Origin of the sequence: Nocardia gipuzkoensis (assembly GCF_021183645.1) — a bacterium.
GTDB lineage: Bacteria > Actinomycetota > Actinomycetes > Mycobacteriales > Mycobacteriaceae > Nocardia > Nocardia abscessus.
Genome location: NZ_CP089225.1, coordinates 274,642 through 299,595, shown reverse-complemented (window position 1 = coordinate 299,595; position 24,954 = coordinate 274,642). Strand labels below are relative to the sequence as shown.

21 protein-coding genes are annotated in these 24,954 nt (G+C 68.8%); 10 read left to right on the top strand and 11 right to left on the bottom strand.

Going from position 1 to position 24,954, the window contains the following annotated elements:
- Positions 1–35 precede the first annotated feature (35 nt).
- Genes idi through LTT66_RS01305 form a run of 4 tightly spaced genes read right to left on the bottom strand, consistent with a single transcriptional unit; the run spans position 36 to position 4,469 of the window.
- Positions 36–611, bottom strand: coding sequence for an isopentenyl-diphosphate Delta-isomerase (gene idi / locus LTT66_RS01320; protein WP_233063331.1), 576 nt, complete (start codon positions 609–611; stop codon positions 36–38).
- The gene (locus LTT66_RS01315) at positions 608–1,480 is read right to left on the bottom strand and encodes a geranyl diphosphate 2-C-methyltransferase (protein ID WP_233063330.1); all 873 of its coding nucleotides are present in this window, start codon (positions 1,478–1,480) and stop codon (positions 608–610) included. Before LTT66_RS01315 ends, idi begins: the two co-directional genes overlap by 4 nt.
- 41 nt (positions 1,481–1,521) lie before the next feature.
- Positions 1,522–3,048 carry a family 2 encapsulin nanocompartment cargo protein terpene cyclase gene (locus LTT66_RS01310; RefSeq protein WP_233063329.1) on the bottom strand — a complete coding sequence of 509 codons (1,527 nt, stop codon included), beginning with the start codon at positions 3,046–3,048 and terminating at the stop codon, positions 1,522–1,524.
- A gap of 14 nt (positions 3,049–3,062) precedes the next feature.
- On the bottom strand, positions 3,063–4,469 hold the full coding sequence (locus LTT66_RS01305; protein ID WP_233063328.1) for a family 2B encapsulin nanocompartment shell protein: 1,407 nt from the start codon (positions 4,467–4,469) through the stop codon (positions 3,063–3,065).
- Between the two features lie 783 nt (positions 4,470–5,252).
- Between LTT66_RS01305 and LTT66_RS01300 the strand changes: the two genes are divergently transcribed.
- Together LTT66_RS01300 and LTT66_RS01295 are read left to right on the top strand one after the other, a co-directional pair.
- Complete coding sequence (locus LTT66_RS01300; protein WP_233063327.1) at positions 5,253–8,204, top strand: acyl-CoA synthetase; 2,952 nt, start codon at positions 5,253–5,255, stop codon at positions 8,202–8,204.
- A gap of 56 nt (positions 8,205–8,260) precedes the next feature.
- The gene (locus LTT66_RS01295) at positions 8,261–8,860 is read left to right on the top strand and encodes a class I SAM-dependent methyltransferase (RefSeq protein ID WP_233063325.1); all 600 of its coding nucleotides are present in this window, start codon (positions 8,261–8,263) and stop codon (positions 8,858–8,860) included.
- A gap of 31 nt (positions 8,861–8,891) precedes the next feature.
- Here the strand turns inward: LTT66_RS01295 and rffA are convergent, their stop codons facing one another.
- Together rffA and LTT66_RS01285 are read right to left on the bottom strand one after the other, a co-directional pair.
- Positions 8,892–10,031: a dTDP-4-amino-4,6-dideoxygalactose transaminase gene (gene rffA / locus LTT66_RS01290; RefSeq protein WP_233063324.1), complete on the bottom strand. Its 1,140-nt coding sequence runs from the start codon at positions 10,029–10,031 to the stop codon at positions 8,892–8,894.
- Positions 10,021–11,121, bottom strand: a complete 1,101-nt coding sequence (locus LTT66_RS01285) for a glycosyltransferase (RefSeq protein WP_195068634.1) — start codon at positions 11,119–11,121, stop codon at positions 10,021–10,023. The genes rffA and LTT66_RS01285 overlap by 11 nt, the downstream gene beginning before the upstream one ends.
- A gap of 269 nt (positions 11,122–11,390) precedes the next feature.
- Between LTT66_RS01285 and LTT66_RS01280 the strand changes: the two genes are divergently transcribed.
- From LTT66_RS01280 to LTT66_RS01255, 6 genes are all read left to right on the top strand, one after another.
- Positions 11,391–13,562: a hypothetical protein gene (locus tag LTT66_RS01280; RefSeq protein WP_233068940.1), complete on the top strand. Its 2,172-nt coding sequence runs from the start codon at positions 11,391–11,393 to the stop codon at positions 13,560–13,562.
- A complete protein-coding gene (locus LTT66_RS01275; protein ID WP_408638725.1) occupies positions 13,559–14,050 on the top strand; it encodes a GtrA family protein in 492 nt (163 codons plus the stop codon). Before LTT66_RS01280 ends, LTT66_RS01275 begins: the two co-directional genes overlap by 4 nt.
- Positions 14,051–14,121: 71 nt before the next feature.
- Positions 14,122–16,374 (top strand): hypothetical protein, encoded by a 2,253-nt coding sequence (locus tag LTT66_RS01270; protein ID WP_233063323.1) that lies wholly within the window; start codon positions 14,122–14,124, stop codon positions 16,372–16,374.
- Between the two features lie 125 nt (positions 16,375–16,499).
- Positions 16,500–16,961, top strand: a complete 462-nt coding sequence (locus LTT66_RS01265) for a GtrA family protein (RefSeq protein ID WP_233063322.1) — start codon at positions 16,500–16,502, stop codon at positions 16,959–16,961.
- A 10-nt stretch (positions 16,962–16,971) separates the two neighbouring features.
- Positions 16,972–17,202, top strand: a complete 231-nt coding sequence (locus LTT66_RS01260) for a Trm112 family protein (RefSeq protein ID WP_233063321.1) — start codon at positions 16,972–16,974, stop codon at positions 17,200–17,202.
- A 292-nt stretch (positions 17,203–17,494) separates the two neighbouring features.
- Positions 17,495–17,929 (top strand): L,D-transpeptidase, encoded by a 435-nt coding sequence (locus LTT66_RS01255; protein WP_228820823.1) that lies wholly within the window; start codon positions 17,495–17,497, stop codon positions 17,927–17,929.
- A 32-nt stretch (positions 17,930–17,961) separates the two neighbouring features.
- Here the strand turns inward: LTT66_RS01255 and LTT66_RS01250 are convergent, their stop codons facing one another.
- The 5 genes from LTT66_RS01250 to LTT66_RS01230 form a co-directional block, all read right to left on the bottom strand.
- The gene (locus LTT66_RS01250; protein WP_233063320.1) at positions 17,962–18,606 is read right to left on the bottom strand and encodes a TetR/AcrR family transcriptional regulator; all 645 of its coding nucleotides are present in this window, start codon (positions 18,604–18,606) and stop codon (positions 17,962–17,964) included.
- Positions 18,603–19,397 carry an ABC transporter permease gene (locus LTT66_RS01245; protein ID WP_233063319.1) on the bottom strand — a complete coding sequence of 265 codons (795 nt, stop codon included), beginning with the start codon at positions 19,395–19,397 and terminating at the stop codon, positions 18,603–18,605. Before LTT66_RS01245 ends, LTT66_RS01250 begins: the two co-directional genes overlap by 4 nt.
- Entirely contained in the window at positions 19,394–20,125 is a 732-nt protein-coding gene (locus LTT66_RS01240; RefSeq protein WP_233063318.1) for an ABC transporter ATP-binding protein, read from the bottom strand. Before LTT66_RS01240 ends, LTT66_RS01245 begins: the two co-directional genes overlap by 4 nt.
- 87 nt (positions 20,126–20,212) lie before the next feature.
- The gene (locus LTT66_RS01235; protein WP_233063317.1) at positions 20,213–21,736 is read right to left on the bottom strand and encodes a multicopper oxidase family protein; all 1,524 of its coding nucleotides are present in this window, start codon (positions 21,734–21,736) and stop codon (positions 20,213–20,215) included.
- A gap of 181 nt (positions 21,737–21,917) precedes the next feature.
- Positions 21,918–22,142 carry a hypothetical protein gene (locus tag LTT66_RS01230; RefSeq protein WP_233063316.1) on the bottom strand — a complete coding sequence of 75 codons (225 nt, stop codon included), beginning with the start codon at positions 22,140–22,142 and terminating at the stop codon, positions 21,918–21,920.
- A gap of 91 nt (positions 22,143–22,233) precedes the next feature.
- On the opposite strand from LTT66_RS01230, the gene LTT66_RS01225 reads away from it, so the two are divergent.
- Together LTT66_RS01225 and tyrS are read left to right on the top strand one after the other, a co-directional pair.
- Positions 22,234–22,875, top strand: a complete 642-nt coding sequence (locus LTT66_RS01225; protein ID WP_233068937.1) for a DNA-3-methyladenine glycosylase — start codon at positions 22,234–22,236, stop codon at positions 22,873–22,875.
- 308 nt (positions 22,876–23,183) lie between these two features.
- Entirely contained in the window at positions 23,184–24,473 is a 1,290-nt protein-coding gene (gene tyrS, locus LTT66_RS01220) for a tyrosine--tRNA ligase (RefSeq protein ID WP_233063315.1), read from the top strand.
- The last annotated feature ends 481 nt before the right edge of the window (positions 24,474–24,954 follow it).

Here is a 24,954-nt window from a genome sequence, read left to right as displayed (position 1 = left end):
GCGCGCGGCTGCCTCGGACCGGGAATCGCGGACGATCAGGGTGCCGAGGGTTTCGTGACGTACGCGTGCTCGGCGACGTCGAGGACCCCGGCCAGCCACGGCGTGTAGGCCGTCGGATTGTCGGCCAGCGCGTCGCGTAAGGCGTCCGGCTGGATCCAGGCATAGTCGGCGACCTCGGCCGGATCCGGACGAGGCGTCCCGATATCCAGCCGTCCGATCAGCACGTGATCCCATTCGGACTCGACGCGGCCGGTGCGGAGGTCCGCCGCGTGGTAGCGGTAGATCCCCGCCTCGGTGAGCGTGCCGGCCAAGCCCATCTCCTCGGCCAGGCGAACCGCCGCCGCGGTGGTGACCGGTTCGCCGGGCGCGGGGTGGCCGCAGCAGGTGTTGGCCCACAGCGACGGGAATCTGGTCTTCACCGCCGCACGCTGCTGTAACAGCACCCGGCCCGCCGAGTCGAACAGCAACACGGAAAACGCGCGATGCAGTCGTCCGGGGGCTAGGTGGGCCTCCGCGACCGAGCACGCGCCGACCGCGCGCCCCGCGTCGTCGACGAGCTCGACGGGTAGGGCCTCGCGGTCGGTGCACTGCTGGGCGAGGGTGTCGGTCACCTGCTCACCTTATCGGCGGCGATGAGCAGGTAGTGGAAGCTGCCCTCCCGGTACGCGGTCAGGAACGGCTTCTCGACACCGGTGGCGAGCTCGGATTTCGTGCGCAGCTCCCAGTAGGGGATGGTCGCCGCGGTGAGTTCGGTCACGGCGATCGGCACCAGGTCGTTCTCGGCCATGGCGCGGAAGTACTCGCTGCGCGGATGGATCATGCAGCCGTAATGCGCATCGATCCAGCTGACCGAGGACGAGCGGCCGCCGGTGACGTCGTTGGAGCAGCCGGTGACGCACACATAGCGTCCGCCCGGTTCCAGCAGGCGGGAGAACTCACCGAACAGGTCGAACAGGTCCACGTACATGGTGGTCTCGTTGGTCCAGATGCCGCGCATGGAACCGGTCTCGAACCCGGTGCCCAGCATGTTGCGGAAGTGGAACTTCACCTTGTCCGCGACGCCGCGATGGGCGGCCTGGTCGTTGGCGAAACCGACCTGGTATTCGGAGATGGTCACGCCGTCGACCTGGCAGCCGAAGCGCTGATTGGCCATGAAGCTGGTGCCGCCGCGACCGGAGCCGCCGTCCATCAGCCGGTCGCCGGGGCGGACGTCGCCGAGGTGGTCGAGCAAGAAATCCGCCTGCGCGGTTTCCAGGCGGTGCAGTTCGGCGACGATGCGTTCCTCACGCGTGTCCTCCGGACCGGTCAGCACGGACAGGTCCGGATCGCCGATGCCGTAGTGATGGTGGTAGAGCCCGTCGACCTCACCGAGTTTGGTGTTCACCCGGTCGTCGTTCGGGTTGTTGTTCCAGTACGCGGCGACGGATTTCTGGTAGCTGGTACGCAGAACGGTCCCGGTCTCCGGGTTGAGCATGGTCATGCGCGATCATCCTCTCTCGGTGCGGTACTGCTTTTCTTGCTTCAGTGCGGGTCTCTATAGCGTTTGCTGTCGGCGTGCCAGGCACGGTTGCCGCCCATCCAGGCCCACAGGCCGGCGAGGAAGCGGCGTAGTTCCGGCGAACCTGCCGCGGCCAAGGGCGCCGCCTCACGTTCGAACCGATGCACCAGCTCGTCGTGCACCTCGGCCGTGCGCAGCACGGCCTCGCGACGCGAGCAGCGCTCCTCGGCGGCGAGGACGGTCGGCAGATTGAACTCCCTGCCGTTCGAAAGGTCCTCGCGCGCCATCGAATACAGGTCGTTCACCATCTGGCTGGCCAGGGCCGCGGTGGTGACCACGCGGCGGACCGCGGGATCGGTGTACTCCGCGGCCTGTAACTCGTAGCCGCCGAGTACGTCGGTCGGCGCCATGCACGGCAGGAAGCTGTGTGGTTGCCGGTTGGTGAGGTACTCCCAGACCGGCGGCATCCGTCCCGCTGCCCGCCAGCCCGCTTCCGCACCGAGCGCGATGAACCAGCCCGCGATCTCGGTGCGCAGCCGGGCCAGTTGCGCCGGGCGGGCGTAGCGAGCCAGATGGTCGAAGGAGGTGCGGAACGCGCGCAGGATCGGGTCCGCCTCCAGAGCCGCCTCGAGTTGGACGGCGTAACGCGCGGGCAGGTGCACCGGATCCATGGCGGCGGCGGCCAGTTCCAGCCGGGGACCCAATTCGGCCTCGGCGCTGGAGGGGGTGCCGTCCGGGGCCCGGTCGTCGGCATCCTCCTCGCAGTAGTAGTCGTCCACGGACCATTCCGAGACCGCGCACTTCGCCGCCGCCAGCAGCTTGTCCGCGTCGTCGCAGTCCGGGTGGGCGAGCATGATCAACCGGCCGAAGTCGGCGTCGCGCAACTCGTCCAGCCGCCCCTCGTACAATCCGATGTCCCTGGCCCACTCCACGATTCCGGTGTTGACCGCCTCGGCGAGCACGGGATCGTCACGCAGTGGTGGTGGGCAGTACAGCGGCGGGATCGGATCGGGTCGATTGTGGTGCACCGGTGTGGTGCCCAGGCCGGTCGGCCCTCGTGGAATTCGAGCGGGACCGCCGTCGGACTCCGGTTCGGTGCGGCCGGTTCGTGGAATGAGTGCCGCGATGCCGGGTGCTCCGAGGAACGCCGACGCCGTGCCGAGCCCGGTCGGCCCGGCGGGGATGCGCGGCGCCGTCGGTAACCGCAGCCGTCCCGCCTGGACGACCGATCCCGCTACGTCGCCGGGTGCCGCCGCCGTCCCCGGACCGCCGGTGGCGGTAGGCGGAGTAGCGGTGCGCGCAGCGGCCGGGTGGGTGGCGGGTGCCCCGCCGGGAACCGGAAGCAGCAGCGCGGCAGCGCCGAGGCCGGACGGACCGAGCAGGCGGCTGGGTTCCGCGCCCGCCTGTTCGTCCGGAGCCGGAAGGTCCGCCGGGCCCGCCGAAAACAGCTCGGAGGGGGCGGTCGTCCGGGTGTTGGTGAGCAGCGCGACGACGGTCGCGGCGACCTCATCGGTCGCCTGCACCGCCGCGGCGCGAGAGAGCACCGACATGCTCATCACCCCGGTCAGTCCGCTTGCCGGGCGACCAGGACGTTGTCGAGCACGCCGAGGGCGTCCGGCACCAGGACGGCCGCCGAGTAGTAGCAGCTGACCAGGTAGGAGATGATCGACTGGTCATCGATGCCCTTGAACCGCACGTTGAGGCTCGGCTCGTATTCGTCCGGAATCCCGGTCTGGTGCAGGCCGATCACGCCCTGGTCCTTCTCGCCGGTGCGCATGGCCAGGATCGAGGTGGTCTGGGTGTCGCTGATCGGGATCTTGCCGCACGGGAAGATCGGTACGCCGCGCCATGCGGGAACCCGGTGGCCGTCCACCTCGACCGGATCCGGGTAGAGCCCGCGCTTGCTGCATTCGCGACCGAACGCGGCGATCGCTTTCGGGTGTGCGAGAAACAGTTTCGTGCTGCGGCGCATGCTGAGCAATTCGTCCAGGTCGTCCGGGGTGGGCGCGCCGGATTCGGTGTAGATGCGCTGCTTCAGATCGCAGTTGTGCAGCAGACCGAAATCGGGGTTGTTGACCAGGTCGTATTCCCGCCGTTCGTAGAGCGCCTCGATGGTCAGGCGCAGCTGCTGTTCGACCTGGTTCATCGGGTCGTTGAACAGATCGGCGACCCGGGTGTGCACGCGCAGCACACTCTGCGCGAGGCTGAGCTCGTACTGCCGGGGGGAGGCGTCGTAGTCGACGAACGTGCCTTCCAGCAGCGGCTCGCCGGCGTGGCCCGACGAGATCTCGATGTCGGCCTCGCCTTTGGTGTTCTGGCGATGACTGGGCGCGGAAGCGACGCGGGAAAGTTGCTCGCTCAGCGCCGGCGTGCTGTCGACGAACTCGGTCAGCGATTGCCGCGGCAGGACCAGCAGGGTCGTCTTCGTGACCGTCTTGATGGTCACCGGCCAGATCGCGGACGGCTCGGTCAGGATTGTGTCACCGAAGTAGCCGCCGCCGCCGAGCAGGCCGAGCTTGGTCTGCTCGCCGTACTCGCCCGAACCGATCTTGCTCAATTTGCCGTGCACGACCAGCAAGATCTGATCCATGGGATTGCCGAATTCCGCTACGACAGTTCCCGGTTCGAGATCGCGCTGCTCGAAGCGCTCTGCGAGGCCACGCAAGACTTCCTCGTCGTCGAAGCCGCGCAGTGCGGGAAGCTCCTGCAATTCCAAGGGAATGACCTTGGCGGTGCCGCCGTCGATGACGAACTCCACCTCGCCGTTGCCCACAGTGTGGGTCAGGCGGCGGTTCACTCGATACACACCGCCGTTGACCTGGGTCCACGGCAGCGCGCGGGTGAGCCAGCGCGAGCTGATGCCCTGCATCTGCGGTTCGGACTTGGTGGTGTGCGCGAGCAGCCCGGCCGTACTGGTACTCAGGCTCTTGCGCGCGTTGTTTTCCGTTTGGACTGGCATTTCAATGGTCATGCGTGGTCCTCACCTCGAGACGGCCACCGAGACTCGGTGACGGGTTTGGGGCAGGGTGAATTCAGAGGCGTCGATAGTTCAGAGTCGCTGGGTGTTCACATCAAACAGCAGCGGGCATGCCCGCGGAGAGCTCATCGAACGAATTTGCCTACGCACCATGGCGTTCCAGACAATGTTCGATGGTAGACGCCGAAAGCGGATGCGCACAGGAGAATTTCGAAGATCGCCGCGAGACGCCGCGGATGGTTACGACACGCGATCGATTGCGGTAACGCTGGGTGGCATCCGGAACCGGCGACCCGAATTGCCTTGTTGTCGCAGAAAATTAGCTGCGTGTCATCACCCGCGGGGGCAGGGCGTGTGGATCAATTGGTTCGACGGCCGCGGCGGACGGACCGCACCGCCACCGCCGCACCGCCGCGACGTCTCGTCGCCGTGAACGCCACCGCGACCGGAAGGCGGTAGCGCGAGCCGGTGCGCCGGGGGCGCGCTACCACGCCCGGATCGAGTGCGTCCACGACGTCCCGATCCGATGCCGGTCCGCGTGCTGTGCGCGCGAGGTCGGCCGCAGGGCGGCATGGCGTGCTGACGAGGCCCGTACTATCCGTGTGAATGCCGGGGAGTTCCCGGGTGCGTGGGTCGATGTCACGAATGGGCCGACCGCGACAACCCGGCATGTGACGTGTCACAGCGGACACATAATGGACAGGTGTTATGGAAAGCTCGTCTGAACACCTCGCAGCGTGTGATGCGGGTCACGTTCTAGGGTAGGGGCCAGGAGCGATGGTGAAGTTGAGTGCGAAGGATGTGGTCGGCTCGGTGCAGCGGTTGATGGCGACCGCGCAGAACGGCCTGGAGGTCATCCGCTTCGGCGGGCTGACCCACGACGTCGCGTCGTCTCCGTTCGAGGTGGTGGAGCGCAGGCGCATGTACCGGTTGCGCCATTACTTCCCCGACGACACCACGCCGGGGCGTCCGGTGGCCCTGCTGGTCCCGCCGCTGATGGTGAACGCCGACATCTGGGACGTGAACGCCGAAGACGGCGCCGTCGGCATCCTGCACCGCGGCGGCGTCGACTGCTGGGTCGTCGACTTCGGCTCGCCCGCGAGTGAGGAGGGCGGCTGGCAACGCGACCTCGCCGACCACGTGCTGGCCGTCAACAGCGCCATCGACACCGTCAACGAGGCCACCGGCAGCGGCGTGCATCTGATGGGCTACTCGCAGGGCGGCATGTTCGCCTACCAGACCGCCGCCTACCGGTACGGCAAGGGCGTGGACAGCATCGTGACCTTCGGCAGCCCGGTCGACATCGTCGCGGGCATGCCGTTCGGACTGCCCTACGGCATGGTCTCCGACGTCGCCGACTTCCTGGCCGACCACGTGGTCACCCGGCTGCCGATCACCGACTCCATGGTGCGGATCGGCTTCCAGTTGCTGGACCCGGTGAAGACGGCAAAGTCCAGGATCGACTTCCTCCGGCAGCTGCACGACCGCGAGGCGCTGCTGCCGAAGGAGCGCCAGCGTCGCTTCCTCAACAGTGACGGCTGGGTCGGTTACGCGGGCCCGGCCGCGGCGGATCTGCTCAAGCAGTTCGTCGCGCACAACCGGCTGATGCTCGGCGGTTTCGTGATCCGCGACCACCCGATCTCGCTGGCCGAGCTGAAATGCCCGATTCTGGCGTTCGTCGGCGAGGTCGACGACATCGGACAGCCCGCGGCGGTGCGCGGCATCGTGCGCGCCGCGCCGAACGCGGAGGTCTACGAGGCGACGTTGGTCGCCGGGCACTTCGGACTGGTGGCCGGAAGCACGGCCACCAACCACACCTGGCCGCTGGTGCGGCAGTGGCTCGAGTGGATGAACGGCGACAAGCCGCTGCCCGCCGAGATCGTGCCGATGACCGACCACGTGCCGAGCAATCGCCCCCGGTCGGCGGCGACCCGGGTGGTGCACACCGCCGCGACGCTCGCGGAAGCAGGCACCGGTGTGGGCAAGGCGCTCGAGGGCATAGCGAACAACACGGTGCGCGGATCGATCGAGCTGGCCGGCGAAGCCGCGCGGGCACTGCCCAGGCTGACCCGCCTCGGCATGATCCAGCCGCACACCCGGGTATCACTCGGCCGGTTGCTCGCCGAGCAGACGCGGCGCGCGCCGCAGCGCGACCTTTTCCTGTTCGACGACCGGGTACACACCAACGCGGCGGTCAACACACGCATCGACAACGTGGTGCGCGGCCTCATCTCGGTGGGCGTGCGCCCCGCGATGCGGGTCGGCGTGGTGATGGAGACCCGGCCCAGCGCGCTGGCCTCCGTCGCGGCGCTGTCGCGACTGGGCGCGGTGGCGGTACTGCTGGCCCCGAACAGCGAACTGAGCCACGCGATCGAGCTGACCGGCGTGGAGGTCCTGATCTCCGATCCGGAGAACCTGCGGCAGGCCGCCGCGACCGGCGCCAAGGTGCTGGTGCTCGGCGGCGGCGACGCACGCGAACTCGCGCTGCCCGCGAGCGACCGTTTGATCGACCTCGAGAAGATCGATCCGGCGCGGGTGCGGGTGCCCGCGTGGTACCGGCCCGACCCGGGCCTGGCGCGAGAGTTGGCGTTCGTGCTCGTCACCGGCACCGGCGAGCGGCTGGAGACGAAGTACATCACCAATCATCGCTGGGCGCTGTCGGCCTTCGGCACCGCCACCACGGCCGATCTCGATCGCCGCGACACGGTGTACTGCCTTGCGCCGCTGCATCATTCGTCCGGGTTGCTGGTCAGTCTCGGCGGGGCGGTCGCGGGCGGAAGCCGGATCGCGCTGGCCAGGTCGCTGGACCCGGAGCGCTTCGCCGAGGAGGTGCACCGCTACGGCGTCACCGTGGTCACCTACACCTGGACCATGCTGCGCGACATCCTCGACGCCGAGGTGTTCCCGTCCGGCCATCGCCACCCGATCCGGTTGTTCATCGGGTCCGGTATGCCCGCGGGGCTGTGGCGGCGCACCGTCGAGCAGTTCGAGCCCGCCCGGGTGCTGGAGTTCTACGCCTCGATCGAAGGCGACGTGGTGCTGGCGAACGTGGCCGGCGTGAAGCGCGGGTGCAAGGGCAGGCCGGTTCCCGGCACGGCGAAGGTGGAGCTGGTCGCCTTCGACCCGCTCACCGAACGCATCCTGGTCGACGGATCCGGCTTCGCCCGGCGCTGCGCGGACAACGAGGTGGGTCTGCTGATCGGCAAAGCCTCCGACGGCGTCGACCTCTCCGCGGGCGGCCTGCGCGGGGTCTTCGCGGCGGGCGACTCGTGGATGCCGACGGAGAATCTGTTCCGTCGCGACGGCGACGGCGACTACTGGCTGGTCGACCGCACCGACACGGTGATCCACACCCGCCGAGGGCCGGTGTTCGGTCAGCCGATCGTCGACGTGCTCAACGACATCACCGCGGTCGACATGGAAGTCACCTTCGGACTCAATGTCGGCGACCACTGCCTCGCGGTGGCGGCGGTGAGCGTGCGCGATGGTTTCCGGCTGGAACCGAAGGACGTGACCGAGGCGTTGCGCGAACTGGAACCGGATCAGCGGCCCGACCTGGTGTACGTGGTGGACGACATCCCGCGCAGCCCGTCCTTCCGCCCCTCCGCGCGGGCGGTGCAGGCGGCGGGCCGTCCGGAGCCGGGGCCGGACACCTGGTGGTACAACCGCGCGTCGGACGCCTACGAGATCCTCACGGACGACCAGGCGCGCACGCTGCTGGGTGACTGACTCGATTCACGTTGCCGAAGCGCCGGATTCACCGACCGATGGCATAGTGAGTGTCTGTGCGAACGAGCCTCATTTACCGCAACGGGACCGTCTACGAGGTCCTGATGCGTGGGTTGTACGGCAAGCACTACACGGCTCGGTATCGCGCCATCGCGGAACTGGTCCCGCAGGGAGCGAGCGTGGTCGACCTGTGCTGCGGACCGGCCACGCTGTACACCCGCTATCTGCGGCACAAGTCGGTCGACTACACCGGGCTCGATCTCAACGAGCGCTTCGTCGCGCGGGTGAACGAAGCGGGCGGGCGGGGCGAAGTCTGGAATCTGCGTGCCGAGGACGCGCTGCCCACCGCCGACTACGTCATCATGCAGGCCAGCCTCTACCACTTCCTCCCCGAGCCGCAGCCCCTCATCGACCGGATGCTCGCCGCGGCCACCCGGCAGGTGATCGTCGCCGAACCGATCCGCAACCTGGCGACCAGCGACAACCCGCTCCTGGCCACGATCGGCAAGCGGTTCACCGACGCGGGCGACGGCGAGCAGGCGCACCGTTTCACCGAGCGGACGCTGGACACGCTCTTCACCGCGTACGAACCGCGGGTGGCCCGCCGGTCCCTCATCGCGGGCGGCCGGGAGAAGCTCTACGTGCTCACCGCGTGACGCCGGATACCGGCGCAACGCGACGGCACGGTCACACGGTGAACGCGGTGACCGCGTCGACCACGCGCGCTACCTGCGCGTCGCTGAGATCCGGCCACAGCGGCAAGCGGATGACGGTTCCGGAGAACTCGGCGCTGCGCGCGCACGGCCGCGGTGTGCGGCCCAGCTTGAAGCCCGCCGGGCTGGAATCCAGCGGAATGTAGTGGAACGGCGCGGAGATGCCCCGTGCGGCCAAGTGCGCGATGAGGTCGTCGCGGCGGCGCTCGGTCGGGGTGCGCAGGTAGTACAGGTGCGCGGTGTGCCCGCGATCGGCCGGTACGGACATCAGGCGCACGTCGTTGCGCTCGGCCCAGTCCGGCAGCGCGGCGGCGTAGGCGTCCCAGACCCGGTGACGACCGGCCTGGATGGTGTCGAACTCGTCCAGTTGCGCGTCGAGCACGGCTGCGTTCAGCTCGCTGGGCAGATAGCTTGACCCGATGTCCTGCCAGGAATACTTGTCCACTGCCCCGCGCAGGAACCGGGCCCGGTCGGTGCCCTTCTCCCGGATGATCTCCGCGCGCGCCATCAGGATCTCGTCGGTGAGCAGCAGCGCGCCGCCCTCGCCGCAGTGCACGTTCTTGGTGTCGTGGAAGCTGAGCGTGCCCATCGTGCCGATGGTGCCCAGCTGCCTGCCGCGCCAGGTGCCGCCGAGTCCGTGCGCGTTGTCCTCGACAACGGCGAAACCGTGCGCGTTCGCCAGGGCCAGCAGCCCGGCCATGTCCGCGGCGACGCCACCGTAGTGGATGACGACCACGGCCTTCGTCCGCTCACTGAGCACGGCGGCCACCGACTCCGGGTCCAGGTTCCCGTTGGCCGGATCGATGTCGGCGAAGACGCAGGTGGCGCCGCGCAGGGCCATCGAGGTGGCGGTGGAGGTGAACGCGAAGCTGGGCACGATCACTTCGTCGTCGGGGCCCAGCTCGAGCAGCAGGCCCGCCATCTCCAGCGCGGAGGTGCACGAGGTGGTGAGCAGGGCGTGCGGTGCGCCCGTGATCGCCTTCAGCTTCGCGGTGGCCGCCGCGGTGAACTGGCCGTCGCCGTGGCTGTGATCGGAGGCCAGCACGGCCTCCAGGTTCGCTAGTTCCCGGCGCGCCCGGAACGGGCGGCTGAAGATGACGCGGTCAGTGCTCAACCCGGTCGGTCCCCCTGCTGGCGGTGGCGGCGGTCAGTGGCGAAGTATCGGCCGGACGCGGGGTCGGCGTCTCGACGGTGAGGTAGAGCGGTTTGCCCACCAGGATGTGCAACGCGACGCCGAGGTACTCGGCGATGAGCCCGAGGGAGAACAGCACCGCACCGGAGCACAGCAGCAGCACCACGATGGTGGAGGCCCAGCCTTCGGGAGCCCAGCCGTCGGTGGTCAGCGCTTCGAACACGACGATCGCGGCCATCACGCCGCCCGCCAGCGCCAGCGTGACGCCGAGCAGGCTCACCAGCCGCAGCCCGCGCGTGCCGCTGCACAGCACCATCTTCCAGAACAGCGAGAACAGGCGGCGGTAGTTGTAACCGGAGTCCTCCCTGCCCTCGGCGCGCAACACCACCGGGGCCTGCGCGACGGCGCCGACCACCCAGGTCAGCGCGACATCCAGGTAGACGCCGTTGGAGGCGACCTCGGCGAGCTGCCTGCCGATGTCGCCGCGGATCAGCCGGTAGCTTTCGAACCGGGTGGAATCCGGGAACGCGAACAGCGTCGCGAGCACCAGCTTGGCTCCGCGCGAGGTCAGATTGCGCAGAAATCCGTGCGGCCTGGTGTTGCTCGGCTTGGAGTAGACCAGATCGGCGCGCTGCGCCAGCGCGGTGTCCAGGAACGTGCTGAGGAAACGGGGATCGTGCTGGCCGTCCTCGTCCATGGTGACGATCCAGTCACCGGCCGCGACGGACATCCCGGCGATCGTCGCGGCGTCCTGGCCGAAATTGCGGCTGAGCCAGACGGTGCGCACCGTGGGATAGGTCCGCTGCAGTTCCTGCAGTACCACGTCGGAACGGTCGGGGCCGTGGTCGTGCACCAGGATGATCTCGGTGACGGTGAACGTGGTGCCGCCGGGAGTCTCGACGGGACGCGTGAGATCGTGCAGCTCGGCGACCAGACCCGCGATCGTGTCCTCGCCTCGGTACACCGGCACCACCACCGACACCGTGTGCGGCCGGTCCACGCCGGGCCGTGCCGGGTCACCGTTCGTCGCGGGGGCGCCGGAACGGAGTGTGCGGGCAGGGGGAATCGGCATCAGCTGGATCGACTTTCGATGACGGTGCGTGCCGGTACTCGTTGCAAGACTGCAGAGCCCGAACCGCTGTGGACTCTAGCACGGGGCGATACGCGGCCACCGGAGCAGCTGATCATGCTCTCATCTTGGCGGCGTCCACGACCGATGCCAAGCGGAGAGCCGCCCTGTAGGGTTTGGAACTCGTGACGGACAGTGCAGTGCCCGGCTCGCGGCCGGATGTCTATTCGCGGCGAGATGTCTACCGGTGGGGGGTCATCACCGCGCTCGGAGTGGTCGCGGGTTATCTCGCTGTCCTGCTCGCCAACGCCCGGCATTTCTTCACCGACGACACCGAGTCCCAGTACACCTCGCTGTGGGTCGGTCTCGGCCGTGCGCTGCGCGCGGGCGAGTTCCCGGTCATGGTGCCCGAGCAGTGGATGGCGGGCAACAACACGATGGACGACGCGGGCCTGTTCAACCCGCCGCAGTTGCTGATCGATCTGATCGCTCCCTCGGTGGACAACGTCGCGCTGTACGCCACCGTCGTGAAGCTGATCTTCTCGATCATCGCCGCGCTCGGCGTCTACCGGATCTGCCTCGTCTACGGCGGGCGGCCGGCCTGGTCGGCGGTCGCGGGTATCGCGCTGCCGCTGACGGGCTTCTTCCTTTTCTTCGACGAAGCCAGCTGGATGACCGCGCTCACCGGCACCGCCTGGATGGTGCACGCCTGGGCGGCCTCGGTGCGCTACACGCGAGGGCTCGGCGGCCCCGTCCCGGTCTTCGTCTACCTGTATCTGACCATCTCGACGCAGTACATCTTCCCCGCGGTCGAAGCGGTGCTGATGCTGCTGGCGGTGGCCGTGGGCGAGCTGGTGTATCAGCGCAAGTGGCAGCCGGTGCTCCGGCTGACCCTCGCGGCGGGCTGCGCCGGACTGGCGGGCCTGCTGACCTTCTTGCCGTCGATGCTGTCGGCGAAGGTGACCTGGCGCGGCACCGCGCAGATCAACAACGACCAGTTCCTCACGGTGCCCTGGTCGGAGTCGCTGAACGCCAGCCTGCCCAGTTCGCTGCCCGCGTTCAGTTCGTGGTGGGGTTACGTGCAGCCACTGCCGGTCACCTACATCGCGTGGTTCCTGATTCCCGCCCTGGCGTTCATCGACTGGCGCCGTGCCCGGGAGGCATGGCGGGAACTGAGCGCGGTCGCGATCTTCGCGATCATGATGCTGATGTGGACCGCGGGCCCGGGTTCGGTCGGACCGCTGCGCTGGCCGGCGCGTGTGCTGCCGATGCTGGCCATCGGCCTGCTCGTGCTGGTGTGCGTGCTGCTGGGCCGCTACGGGACCGTGCGCGACCCGAAGAATCGCGGCATCGCGGCGGGCGTGCTGATCCTGCTGCTGTGGGTGCGCTCGTTCTCCGCCGACCCGCACGACGCGATCTGGCACGTGATCGCGGCGCTCGCACTGGCCGCGCTGGCGGCGGGAGCGGTGTGGCTCGGGCGCACCAAGGGGACCGCGGCGGCGTCCGCGCTGACCATCGTCGCGATGTTCCCGATCGCCTATTTCCAGGTCGAGGCAGCGCAGCCCACTCCGATGTCGTGGAATCTCCCTGCGAAGCGTTCCGTTGCGAAGACGGCGTTCCCGGATTTCGCGGGCAACACCATCCAGCTGGGCGATCGCGGACTGCTGCAGCCGCAGGACAAGAGCATCGAGGGCGCCTACGGGTCGCTCGTCTTCGGGAACTACGCCCGGGGACTCGAACTGGATTACGTCAACGGCTACACCCCGAGCGGCCATTTCTACTTCGGCGAGATGCTCTGCATGCGCTGGGACGGCAGCGTCTGCCCGGACGCCTACCGGCGGATGTTCGCGCCGGAGCCGACCACCGGGCGGCCGCTGGTCGATCTGATGAATCTGGACCGCGTGGTGCTGCAGCGGGCGCTGTTCCCGGACGCGCCCGGCCAACCGGCGCCCGAGGGCTGGAAGTGGGCCGACTACCCCGGACACGAGCGCTACATCGCGGTGCTGGAACGCGCGAACGGACCCATCTCGACGACGAACGGCCGCGTGACCGATGCCGAGAAGGTGAGCGCGACCTCCATCTCCGAAACCGACACCACCAGCCGGGTGCGCGTGTCCTCGGCCGAAGGCGGCCGGGTGGTGTTCGCCCGGCTGGGCTGGCCCGGATATCGAGTCACGTTGAACGGCAAGTCGATTCCGATCACGACGGTCGCCAAGTCGTTCGTCGCCGTCGATGTGCCCGCGGGCACCGAGAACGCCGAACTCGTGCTGACCTGGCGTCCGCCCGGCTGGAAGATCGGTATCGCCGCCGCCGTGGCGGGTGTGCTCGGCATCGGCGTCCTGCAATGGCTCCATGTCCGGTCCCGGCGTCGCGACGAGCCGGAGGAGTCCGGTGACGACGAGCGCGCCGAGCCGGATCGCGAGCTGGCGGACGTCGTTTCGTGAAGACGAACGCGCGTGCGATCGCCGCGGATGCCGACGCGACCGGCGCAGCGCCCGCGGCGGGGCTGCTGATGCGGGTGGTGCGGCGACAAGAAGTCGCGTTCGCTGTGGTCGGCGCGTGCAACACCCTGCTCGGCATCGCGCTGACCGTGGTGTGGCTGGCGGTGCTGGGCGACGCGTGGCCGCCCGCCGTCGCGGTCGTGCTGGCCTACGCCGTGGGCATCGTCGTCGCTTTCGTCCTGCACCGGACCCTCGTGTTCCGGGTCCGCGGCCGGGTGCTGCGCGACTTCGCGGGCTTCGTCGTCGTGAATTCCGGCGGGCTGCTGATGAACACCGTGCTGCTGTCGCTGGCGGTCTCGGTGCTGCACCTGCCGCGGATTCCGTCGGCCGTCGTGGTGATGGGCCTGGTCGCGGTCGCCAGTTTCTTCGGCCATCGCTACATCTCCTTCCGCCGCGGGCCGGAGGTGAGCTCCGCGAGCACGGCCGGGTAGCGGTTTCCCGGACGGCGTCTCGGCACTGGCTTGCCGGAACGGCGCCCGGTTGGAGGTAGGGTCTGTGACTCGTGGCCGAACGTAGAACCTTTCCTTCGCGCGAAGTCTTCACCTGGGGCGTCATCGCAGCGCTCGGAGTGGTCGCGGGATACGGTGCGGTGCTACTCGCCAACGTCCGGCATTTCTATACCGACGACACCGAATCGCAGTACGCGCCGCTGTGGGTGATGCTCGGTCGGTACCTGCGTGAAGGACGATTTCCCGCACTCGTTCCCGAGCACTGGATGGCGGGCAACTACACCATCGAAGAAGCCGGGCTGCTCAATCCACCGCAACTGCTGATCGATCTGATCGCGCCCTCGGTCGGCAATCTCGCGCTGTACGCCACCGTGGTGAAGCTGATCTTCGCGATCGTCCTCGCGCTCGGCGTCTACCGGATCTGCCTGGCCTACGGGGCGAAGGCGCCCTGGGCGGCGGTGGCGGGCGCCGCCATGCCGTTCACCGGATGGCTGCTGTTCTTCGACTCGGCCAGCTGGATGACCGCGTTCACCGGCACCGCCTGGATGGCGCACGCGTGGGCCTCCGGGGTGCGTTACGCCCGCGGGCGCAGCGGGCCGATCCCCGCCTTCGTCTTCTTGTACCTGGCCATCTCGGTGCAGTACATCTTTCCCGCGGTCGAGGCGGGCCTGATGGTGGGCGCCGTCGCGGTCGGCGAACTCGTCCATCAGAAGGCGTGGCGGCCGTCGCTGCGCCTGCTCACGGTCGCCGCGTGTGCCGCACTGGCCGGCCTGGCCACCTACCTGCCGAGCATGCTGTCGGCGAAGGTGACCTGGCGCGGCACCGCGCAGATCAACAACGACCAGTTCCTCACGGTGCCCTGGTCGGAGTCGCTGAACGCCAGCCTGCCCAGCACGCTGCCCGCGTTCAGTTCCTGGTGGGGCTATGTGCAGCCGATGCCGGTGGTCTACGTCGCGTGGTTCCTGGTTCCGGCGCTGGCCTTCGTGGACTGGCGCAAGGCGCTCGGCTCGGCGCGTGAGTTCGTCGCGCCCGCGCTGTTCGCGGTGATGGCGCTGATGTGGACCGCCGGTCCCGGCGCGATCGGCCCGCTGCGCTGGCCCGCCCGAGTGCTGCCGATGGTCGCGCTGGGTCTGCTGGTGCTGGTGTGCGTGTTGCTCGGCCGCTTCGCGTCCGTCCAGGACTGGCGGCGGCGCGGCATCGCGGGGGCGGTGCTCATCGGTCTGTTGTGGGCGCGTTCGTTCTCGGCCGCGCCGCAGGAAGTGATCGGGCACATCGTCGCGGCGTTGGGGGTGGCCGCGCTCGGTGCCGTCGCGGTATGGCTCGGGCGCGGCCGCGGCGCGGTCGCCGCCTGCGCGCTGATCGTCGTTTCGGTGTTCCCGATCGCATACCTGCAGGTGTGGGCCGCGCAGCCGACGCCGATGGGCTGGAATCTGCCGGAGAACCGCTCGGAGATGAAGGCCGCGTTCCCCGATTTCCCCGGCACCACGCTCCAACTCGGCGACCGCATGCTCATCCCGCCGCAGGAACGGAATCTGTCCGGCGCCTACGGATCGCTGGTATTCGGCAACTACGCGAAGAACCTCGAGCTGACCTACGTCAGCGGGTACACCCCCAACGGGCACTACTGGTTCGGCGAAACGTTGTGCATGCGCTGGGACACCAGCGTGTGCCCCGATGCCTACCGGCGCGCCTTCGCGACCGAGCCGACCACCGGCCGGACCATCGTCGACCTGATGAAGGTCGACCGGGTCGTGCTGCATCGCGCGCTGTACCCCGACGCCCGCGACCAGCCCGCGCCCTCCGGCTGGCGCTGGGTCGACTATCCGGGGCACGAGAAGTACATCGCGGTGCTGGAACGCACCGACGGGCTGATCTCGAGCCGGGACGGGCGGGTCGCGGCCACGCAGGGTGTAACGGCCACATCGGTCGCCGAATCGGACACGGCCAGCCGGGTGCGGGTGAGTTCTCCGGACGGCGGACGGATCGTGTTCGCCCGGCTCGGCTGGCCGGGCTATCGGGCGACGCTGGACGGCCGGGAGATCCCGTCCACCCTGGTGTCGAAAACCTTCGTGGCCGTTGATCTTCCGCCCGGTTCCGCCGGCGAGCTGGTGCTGTCCTGGCAACCGCCGGGATGGCGGATCGGCGTCGCCGCCGCACTGCTGGGACTGCTGGGCATCGGACTGCTGGAATGGGCGTACCTGCGCGGCAGGCGCCGGGCGGCCCGGCCGGTCGAGGTAACCGACCAGCCGTCCGCACCTGAGACGGCACCGACGGCGGAGACCGACCTGGCCGACGCCGTCCGATGAGCGGCGGCGCGGCGGATCGAGTCTCCGCGCCGGCGTCGGACCCGGCGCAACTGCGGTGCCCCTGGCCCGTGAACCGGGAGCGGGCGGCTCACGTTCTCTCGACGGATACCAAGGAGCGCACCGCCGTGCCGCCCGCCGACCCCGGTCCGCTGCTGCGATTGGTGCGTCGCCAGGAGATCGCGTTCGCCGTCGTGGGCATGGTCAACACCGGCCTCGGGATGGCCCTGACGGTGACCTGGCTGGCGGTGCTCGGCGATCGGGCACCGGCCGCCGCGGCGCCCGCTCTGGCCTACAGCGTCAGCGTGGTCGTTGCGTTCGTCCTGCACCGCACCCTCGTGTTCCGCGTGCACGGGCGCCTGGTCCGGGATTTCGTCGCGTTCGTCGGCGTGAACTCCGGCGGGCTGGCGCTGAACATGGTGCTGCTCCAGCTGGGCGTGTCGGTCCTGCACCTGCCGAGCATCCCGTCGGCGGTCGCGGTGATGGCACTGGTGGCGGGCGCCAGCTTCTTCGGGCACCGCCACATATCGTTCCGCCGCACGCGGGGGCTCGACGCGGACGGTTCTCGGTCCGGCCCGGCCGGAAGGTAAGTTTCCTGGTATGCCTGAGCACACCACCCTGGACGCCACACTGCTGAGCCTGCTGGCCTGCCCGCAGGACAAGGGCCCGCTGCGGCTGGTGCGTACCGCCGACGGCAGCGCGCTGCTCTACAACCCGCGCCTGCGCCGGGCATACCCGATCGAGAACGGCATCCCGGTCCTGCTCGTCGACGAAGCCAGGGACGTCACCGACGCCGAGCACGACGCGTTCACCGCGCAGGCCGAAGACTGATCCCACCGTCCTGCCATCCCCCTCTCCACTGACAACTCGCTGCCGCACGGTCGGCGGACAACGGATGCGTCACGGTCGTTTTGCGCCCATTGACCGTTTGAAGCCGGGTCCGCCATGATCATTTGCACCTCGAGACGGTCCACTCGCTCCAGCAAAGGGGCGCGGCGACCAGCCTGCTGAGCTGCACGCGTGGCATTTGAGGAGAGAGGTCGGGAACGTAATGAGCGATTCGCGTTTACGTAACTGGACAGCTCGATGTGCGATTGCCTGCGCAGTCGCGGCGGGATTCGCGATGGCGACCCCCGCACAGGCCGAACCGCTGTGGCCGGGTGGCCCGGACATCCCCGGTATGCCCGCGCTGATCCCGCCACCGCCGCCCGTCGCGCCGTGTTCCACGGCCGCCAGGGCGTGCATGCGCCTTTCCACCGACGAAGCCTGGTTGATGGACGAGGGCCGCGTGGTCTACGGCCCGACTCCGATCTCCCACGGGATGCCGGGATACGAGACGCCGCCCGGAGTCTTCCGCGTGTCGTTCAAGAAGGAGTTCCATTGGAGCACCATGCACAACGCTCCGATGCCGTACGCGACCTTCTTCAACGGCGACATCGCCTTCCACGTCGGCCCGATCGAGAAGAAGTCGCACGGCTGCGTCCGGATGACTCACGAGGGGGCCAAGGCGTTCTACGAGTACCTGTGGCCCGGTGACGTCGTCGAAGTCGTGGAGTGACGGCCCGCGCACCGGTGCGATGATCGGCCGGATCATCCCGACGGCGGTTCCTGCCCGATGTCGCCGGTCAGGTAGCGCTGCAGCGTCGGGCCCACGGCGGCGGCCAACGCGGCAGCGGGCATCGACGCCAGCGGTTCCACCCCGATGATCTTGCGGCCCACCAGCACACCCATCATCTGCGACGCGACCAGGCCGACCCGCACGCGGCCGTCGTCCTCAGGGGTGGCGATCCGCAGGCGGACGCGTTCCAGCACGACCTCCAACACAAACGTCCTCGCCAGGGACGGGTCGTCGGTGCCGGCCAGGATGCTGCGCACCAGGGCGACCACGCCGGGCCCCGCGGGCGAATCCCATACCCCGACCACCGCGCGAACGATGGTTTCGCCCAATTCGTCCAGCGGCGCGGCCTCGATGATCCGCAAGGTTGCCTCGGGATCCACCGGCAGTTCCACCACCGCGGCGAAGAGCTGCTGTTTGGTGCCGAAGTAGTGATGCACCAGCGCCGGATCGACCCCGGCGTCGGTGGCGACCGCGCGCACCGAGGTCTTGTCGAAGCCCACGTCGGCGAATCGAGCGCGGGCGGCCGCGAGGATCGCCTCGCGGGCGCCCGATTGCCCCGGTCGGCGGCCGGTGCGGGTGGGCCGCTCGGCGCCGCCGGAACCAGTGCCTGCGGTCACACGGTCCGCCGTCGTAGCGTGGCCGCGCCCAGGCACAGTGCGACGATCGCGAATCCGGCGACGATGGCGAGGTCGCGCCACATCTGGCCGGTGATCTCGGGATGCGCCGAAACCTGCTGCAACGCGTCGACCGCGTAGCTCAGCGGCATCACGTTGCTGATCACCTCCAGCCAATCGGGCAGCTGATCGCGGGGAACGAGCAAGCCGCACAGGAAGATCTGGGGCGCGACCACGACCGGCATGAACTGTACGGCCTGGAATTCGGTGCGCGCGAACGCGCTTGCCAGCAGTCCGAGTGCTACGCCGCACACCGCGTCGACCACCGCGATCAGCACCACCCAGCCGGGGCTGCCCGCCGCGTCGAGCCCGAGCAGCCCGAAGGAGACCAGGCAGGCTACGGCCGCCTGCGCGGCCGCGGCCAGCGAGAACGCGGTGCCGTACCCGGCGAGCAGGTCGAGTTTCGTCAGCGGTGTGGACAGCAGCCGCTCCAGCGTGCCCGAGGTGCGTTCGCGCTGCATGGAGATCGCGGTGATCAGGAACATCACGATGAACGGCAGGATGCCGAGCATGCTCATGCCCACCCGGTCGAACAGCGGGACCGGGTTCATCGGGTTGGTCGGGACGTCCTTGTAGATGAAGTACAGCAGCGCCATCAGCAGGGCGGGGACCACGAGGATCATGGCGACCGTGCGGTGGTCGTTGCGCAGCTGGCGCAGGATGCGACCGGTGGTCGCGGCGTAGGGGCGCAGCGTCGGCGTGCGCCGCGGCGCGGCTTCCAAGGTGGCGGTCATGCGTTCGGTCCCATCGTGATCAAGGTGAGGAAGGCGGTCTCCAGGTTCTGCTCGCCGGTCTGCGCGCGCAGTTCGTCGGGGCTGAGCTGGGCGAGTAATTGCCCCTCGCGCATCAGCAGCAACCGGTCGCAGTGCTCGGCCTCGTCCATCACGTGGCTGGACACCAGCAGCGTCGTCCCGTCGGCGGCCAACTCACGAAACTGCTTCCAGAGCTCGACGCGCAGCACCGGATCCAGGCCGACAGTCGGTTCGTCCAAGACCAGCAGCTCGGGCTGGGCGACCAGCGCGCACGCGAGTGAAGCACGGGTTTGCTGGCCGCCGGAGAGCTCGTCGCCGCGCTGGTGAGCGTGGTCGGTGAGGCCGACCGCCGTGATCGCGTCGTCGACGTCGGCGCGATCACGGCCGTAGAGCGCGGCGAAGTACGCGACGTTCTCACGGACGCTGATGTCGTTGTAGATGCTGGGCGCCTGGGTGACATACCCGATCAGGTGGCGCAACGCCGCCGAGCCCGCCTGGAGACCGAGTGCGCTCACCTCGCCCGCTTCGGTGATCTGAGTGCCGACGATGCAGCGCATCAGCGTGGTCTTGCCGCACCCCGAGGGACCGAGCAGGCCGGTGATCGAGCCGCGCGGGATAGTCAGCGAGACGTCGTGCAGTACTTCGCGGCCGCCGCGGCGGACCCGCAGGTTCCGTACCTCGACGGCGGCAGATGGAGTGGCTTGCGACACGGTCGCCTCAATTCATCGAGTGCTGAATTCACTGTGTGATGAATTTATCGCGACCAGTCTCAACAGGCAAGGTGTCGGGCGGGGGAGTCAGTGGCCGTGGTGCTTCGGCGGCCGCCCGGCCTCCTGGCCCTGGTCCACGACCACGAATTGGCCCATCATTCCGAGGTCTTCGTGCCAGAGCAGGTGGCAGTGGTACATGTACGGCGTGTCCGGATCGGCGGGGCCGTCGAATCGCATGGCCACTCGCACGGTGCTGTTCGGCGGAAGGAAGACGGTGTCCTTCGGTCCGGCCAGCGCCGCGGGCGGTGGGCCGTCGTCCACCGCGAGCACCCGGAACTGCACGTCGTGGATGTGGAAGTTGTGCGGCATGCCGTCGATGTTGCGTACCTCCCAGGTCTCCGCGGTGCCGCGGGTCACCGCGAAGTCGATCCGGTCCATGGCCATCGGAGCACCGTTGATTCCGGCGATGTTCAGGTCGAAATGGCGCTCCCGCACCGAGTCACCACCGTCGGGCGTGCTGGGCGGCGCCAGCGTCGCCGGAAGCTCCGGTGACGGACGCAGCGTGGCGGCCGCGCGCAACTCGAGGATGTCGAAGGTGTCGTCGCCACCGGCGAAACGCTGGGTCCAGAAATCGAGTCCGGCGTCGAGTTCGCCGCTGCGCAGCACCGTGCGCTCGCCGGGCCGGACCCGCACGACGATTTCGGCGCGCTCGCCCGGCGACAGCCGCAATCGATCCAGGGTGCTCGGTCGTTCGAGGAGACCGCCGTCGGTGGCGACGAGCGCGAAGGGCCGCTGGTCGGCGAACTCGAAGGTGTAGGTCCGCGCGGTCGAGGCATTGAGCAGTCGCAGGCGGACCAGTTCGTCCCCGACCTCCCGGTACGGCGCGAGGGTCCCGTTGACCATGGTCCGGTCGCCGAGGAACCCGACATCGCGGAAGATCCCATGGGCGGAGTCGAACGCCGCGCCGTCGAATTTCACGTCCTGGACGATCACCGGGAGGTCGTCCACGCCGTAGGTGGAGGGGAGGGCGGAGGACGTGGACACCTCGTCGTCGAGCAGGAACATGCCCGCGAGCCCGCGGCGTACATGGGTCTCGGTCGCACCGTGCGGATGCGGGTGGTACCAGAGAGTCGCCGCCGGCTGATCAATGGTCCAGTTCGGCGTCCAGGTGGCGCCGGGCGCCAGCATCTGGTGCGGTCCGCCGTCCATCGCCGCAGGCAGGTGCATGCCGTGCCAGTGCACGGTCGAGGACTCCGGCAGATTGTTGCGGACCGTGACCGCCACCTTTTCCCCGCGCCGCGCCCGCAGTGTCGGCCCGAGATAGTCGCCGTTGAAGCCCCAGGTCTCGGTGACCTGTCCGGGCTGGAATTCCCTGCGCCCCGGACGCATGTCGAGTTCGAATGTGCGCGTTCCGTCCGCGCCGATCCGTGAGGGGGCCAGCGGCGGGATGGTGAGCTCGTTCCGGAATTGCGTACTACCGACCGTGGAGACGACCGCCCCGATGTACACCCGGACGACGAGAGCGGAGATCGCGAGAACCAGCAACGTCACGACCGAGACGAGAACCATGAGCGGCCGCCGCCCTCTGCGCGGCCGGGAATCCGAAGACATGGACCGACGGTAGAAATCGACAGTGCCTCAACACATCCGGGAGCGTCCCGATTTACTCCCCGGTCCCACCCCTGATGCCGATGCCCGGACCGTCAGGGTGGTCTGCGCGTCGACTGCCGCGCAGCCCGGAACATGCCGCGCGGGTGTCACGTACCGGGCCAGGTCATCTGTCCCATGAGCGTCACCCCCGCCGACCTGCCTCGGTGACCCCATCACCGCTGTCGGAAGGCGGCCGCGCCACCAGGAGAATCCAGCCATGGCCGAGCGGACAGACGAGCAGGACCCGTTTCTCGAACACCGGCGTCTGTTGGTCGCGACGGCGTGCCGGATGCTGGGAACCGTCACCCACGCCGTGGACGTTCTCCCCGGTGCGCCACTCCAAGGCCTGTCTCGTGGGCAGGGTCACCGGCGGCATCCAGGGCATCGGTGCGCATCGGAACCGACCCGCGCCGGTCGGCGACCGGCGCGGCGACCGGCTGTCGGAGCCGTCGAGGACAATGGCGGCTGTGTGTGCCCAGTCTGTCGAGGAACTCGCCGTCGAACCGCCCGCTGCCGCCCGGCGTCTGCTCGGGGCGACGTTGCGGTCGGGTCCGGTCGGTGTACGGATCGTCGAAGTCGAGGCATACGGGGGAGACCCGGCCGGCCCTTGGCCGGACCCGGCTTCGCATTCCGGACGCGGCCGGACCAAACGCAATGACGTGATGTTCGGTCCCGCCGGTGTGCTGTACGTCTACCTCAGCTACGGCATGCACACCTGCGTCAACGTGACCAGCGGTCCGGACGGAGTCGCCAGCGCCGTACTGATCCGCTCCGGCGAGGTGATCGACGGGCTGGAGACGGTGCGCGCGCGGCGTCCGGGCGCTCGGTCCGATCTCGACTCGGCCAGGGGGCCAGGCAATCTCGGCAGCGCGCTGGGAATCGCGATGAGCGACTACGGAACCCCGCTGTTCGATCCGTCATCGCAGATCCGGCTGGAGTTGCACGACCCGGTCGATGCCGCCGAGATCGCCAGCGGTCCGCGGGTGGGCGTCAGCAGTGCGGCGGACGTGCCGTGGCGTTTCTGGCTCCCGAGTTCGCGAGCGGTGTCGGTCTACCGGCGCAGTCCGCGTGCACCACTGTCCGCGGCGAAGTCGGCCTGACAGCGCGTCGGGCATTCTCGCTGTGGCCCGCTGAGTCTTCTCGGAGCGCCGCACCGATCAGGTGAACGCGCCGACGACCCAGCGCGTGCGCCTCGGACTGCGTCGCCGCTGGAACATCGACGTGGTCGACCGGCGTAGAGCAAGCGGCCCGGTATCGGCGCGCCCGGCGGCGGCCGAGCAAATCGCTCGACTGATGCCGCGCCTCCCGAGGACACTGAGGCGCGCACGAGACTGCGGACGTCGTGCCGGAAGAGAGGACACCGAGGCGTGCACGAGGCCGCAAACATCGTGCGGAAAGATAGGACAGCGTGAGCGGCGACATCATCGACGAACTGACCTGGCGCGGACTGATCGCGCAGTCCACCGATCTGGATGCCTTGCGCGCGGCGGCGGCCGCCGGGCCGCTGACCCTGTATGCCGGCTTCGACCCCACCGCCGCCAGCCTGCACGCGGGCCACTTGGTGCCGCTGCTGGCGCTGAAGCGTTTCCAGCGTGCCGGGCACCGCCCCATCGTGCTGGCCGGCGGCGCCACGGGACTGATCGGTGACCCGCGTGACGTCGGCGAGCGGACGATGAACTCGAGCGAGACCGTCGCGGGCTGGGCCGAGCGGATCCGCTCGCAGCTGGAGCGCTTCGTCGACTTGGACGACTCGCCGACCGGCGCGGTCATCGTCGACAACATGGACTGGACCGGGCCGCTGACCGCGGTCGACTTCCTGCGCGGTATCGGCAAGCACTTCTCGGTGAACGTCATGCTGGCGCGCGACACGATCAAGCGGCGCTTGGACGGTGAGGGCATCTCCTACACCGAGTTCAGCTACATGCTCCTGCAGGCCAACGACTACCTGCAGCTGCGCCGCGACTACGGCTGCACGCTGCAGGTGGGCGGCTCCGACCAGTGGGGCAACATCATCGCGGGTGTCGAGCTCAATCGCCGGGTGGACGGCGCGGCCGTGCACGCGTTGACGGTTCCGCTGGTGACCTCCGCCGACGGCAAGAAGTTCGGCAAGTCCACCGGTGGCGGCAGCCTGTGGCTCGATCCCGAGATGACCAGCCCGTACGCCTGGTACCAGTACTTCGTGAACACGGCCGACGCCGACGTGGTGCGCTACCTGCGCTGGTTCACGTTCCTCTCCCGCGAGGAACTCGACGAACTGGAGCAGGCGACCGCCGAGCGCCCGCACGCCAGGGAAGCGCAGCGCAGGCTCGCCGCCGAGATGACGACCCTGGTGCACGGAGAGGCGAACACGCGCGCCGTGCAGTTGGCCAGCCAGGCGTTGTTCGGCCGAGGGGAACTGCGCGACCTCGACGAGGCGACCCTCGCCGCCGCGCTGCGCGAAGCCGCGATCGACGGCGAGGTCGCGCAGATCAAGGCGGGCGAGCCGCACACCATCGTGGACCTGCTCGTGGCGACCGGCCTGTCCGAGAGCCGCGGTGCCGCCCGGCGCGCGGTGAACGAAGGCGGCGCGTCGGTGAACAACGCGAAGATCTCCGACATCGAATGGACGCCCGGCGACGCCGACTACCTGCACGGGCGCTGGCTGGTCCTGCGGCGCGGCAAGAAGAACCTCGCCGGGGTTCTGCGGGCAGGTGCATGAAGATCGCGGTGGCCTGAATCACATCCGTGTGATTCAGGCACTCGATCACCCGGATTGCATGCCTCTGACCGGCGAAAACGCCCTGCCGTTCAGGCGATTTGACGTAGCGTTTTCCGCCGCGTAACTTAGTTCAAGTCAGAGCGACACGGACACCGACCCGGAGCCGAAGCGAGGCGGAAACGCCGAGCGGGACCGGGAAACGAGGTAGGACGAGGAGCGCCTGTCAGTCCAGTGTGACGCGGATCGGCCGATGGTCTTGACTTCGGTTGATAGCTTGCTTAGACTGGGAAAGTTGCCTCACAGAAGGTCCGGTTGAGACTGGCCCGGATGTTTGTGCGCGTGTTCTTTGAGAACTCAATAGTGTGTCGATGAATGTCAGTGCCAAATGTTTTATTTGGTTCCGGCTCTTCCCGCTCCCCGTGTGGGAGGGTCGGACATTTTAGTCAGCTTTTTGCTGGCGATTGTTTTGCTGGGTTTTCGG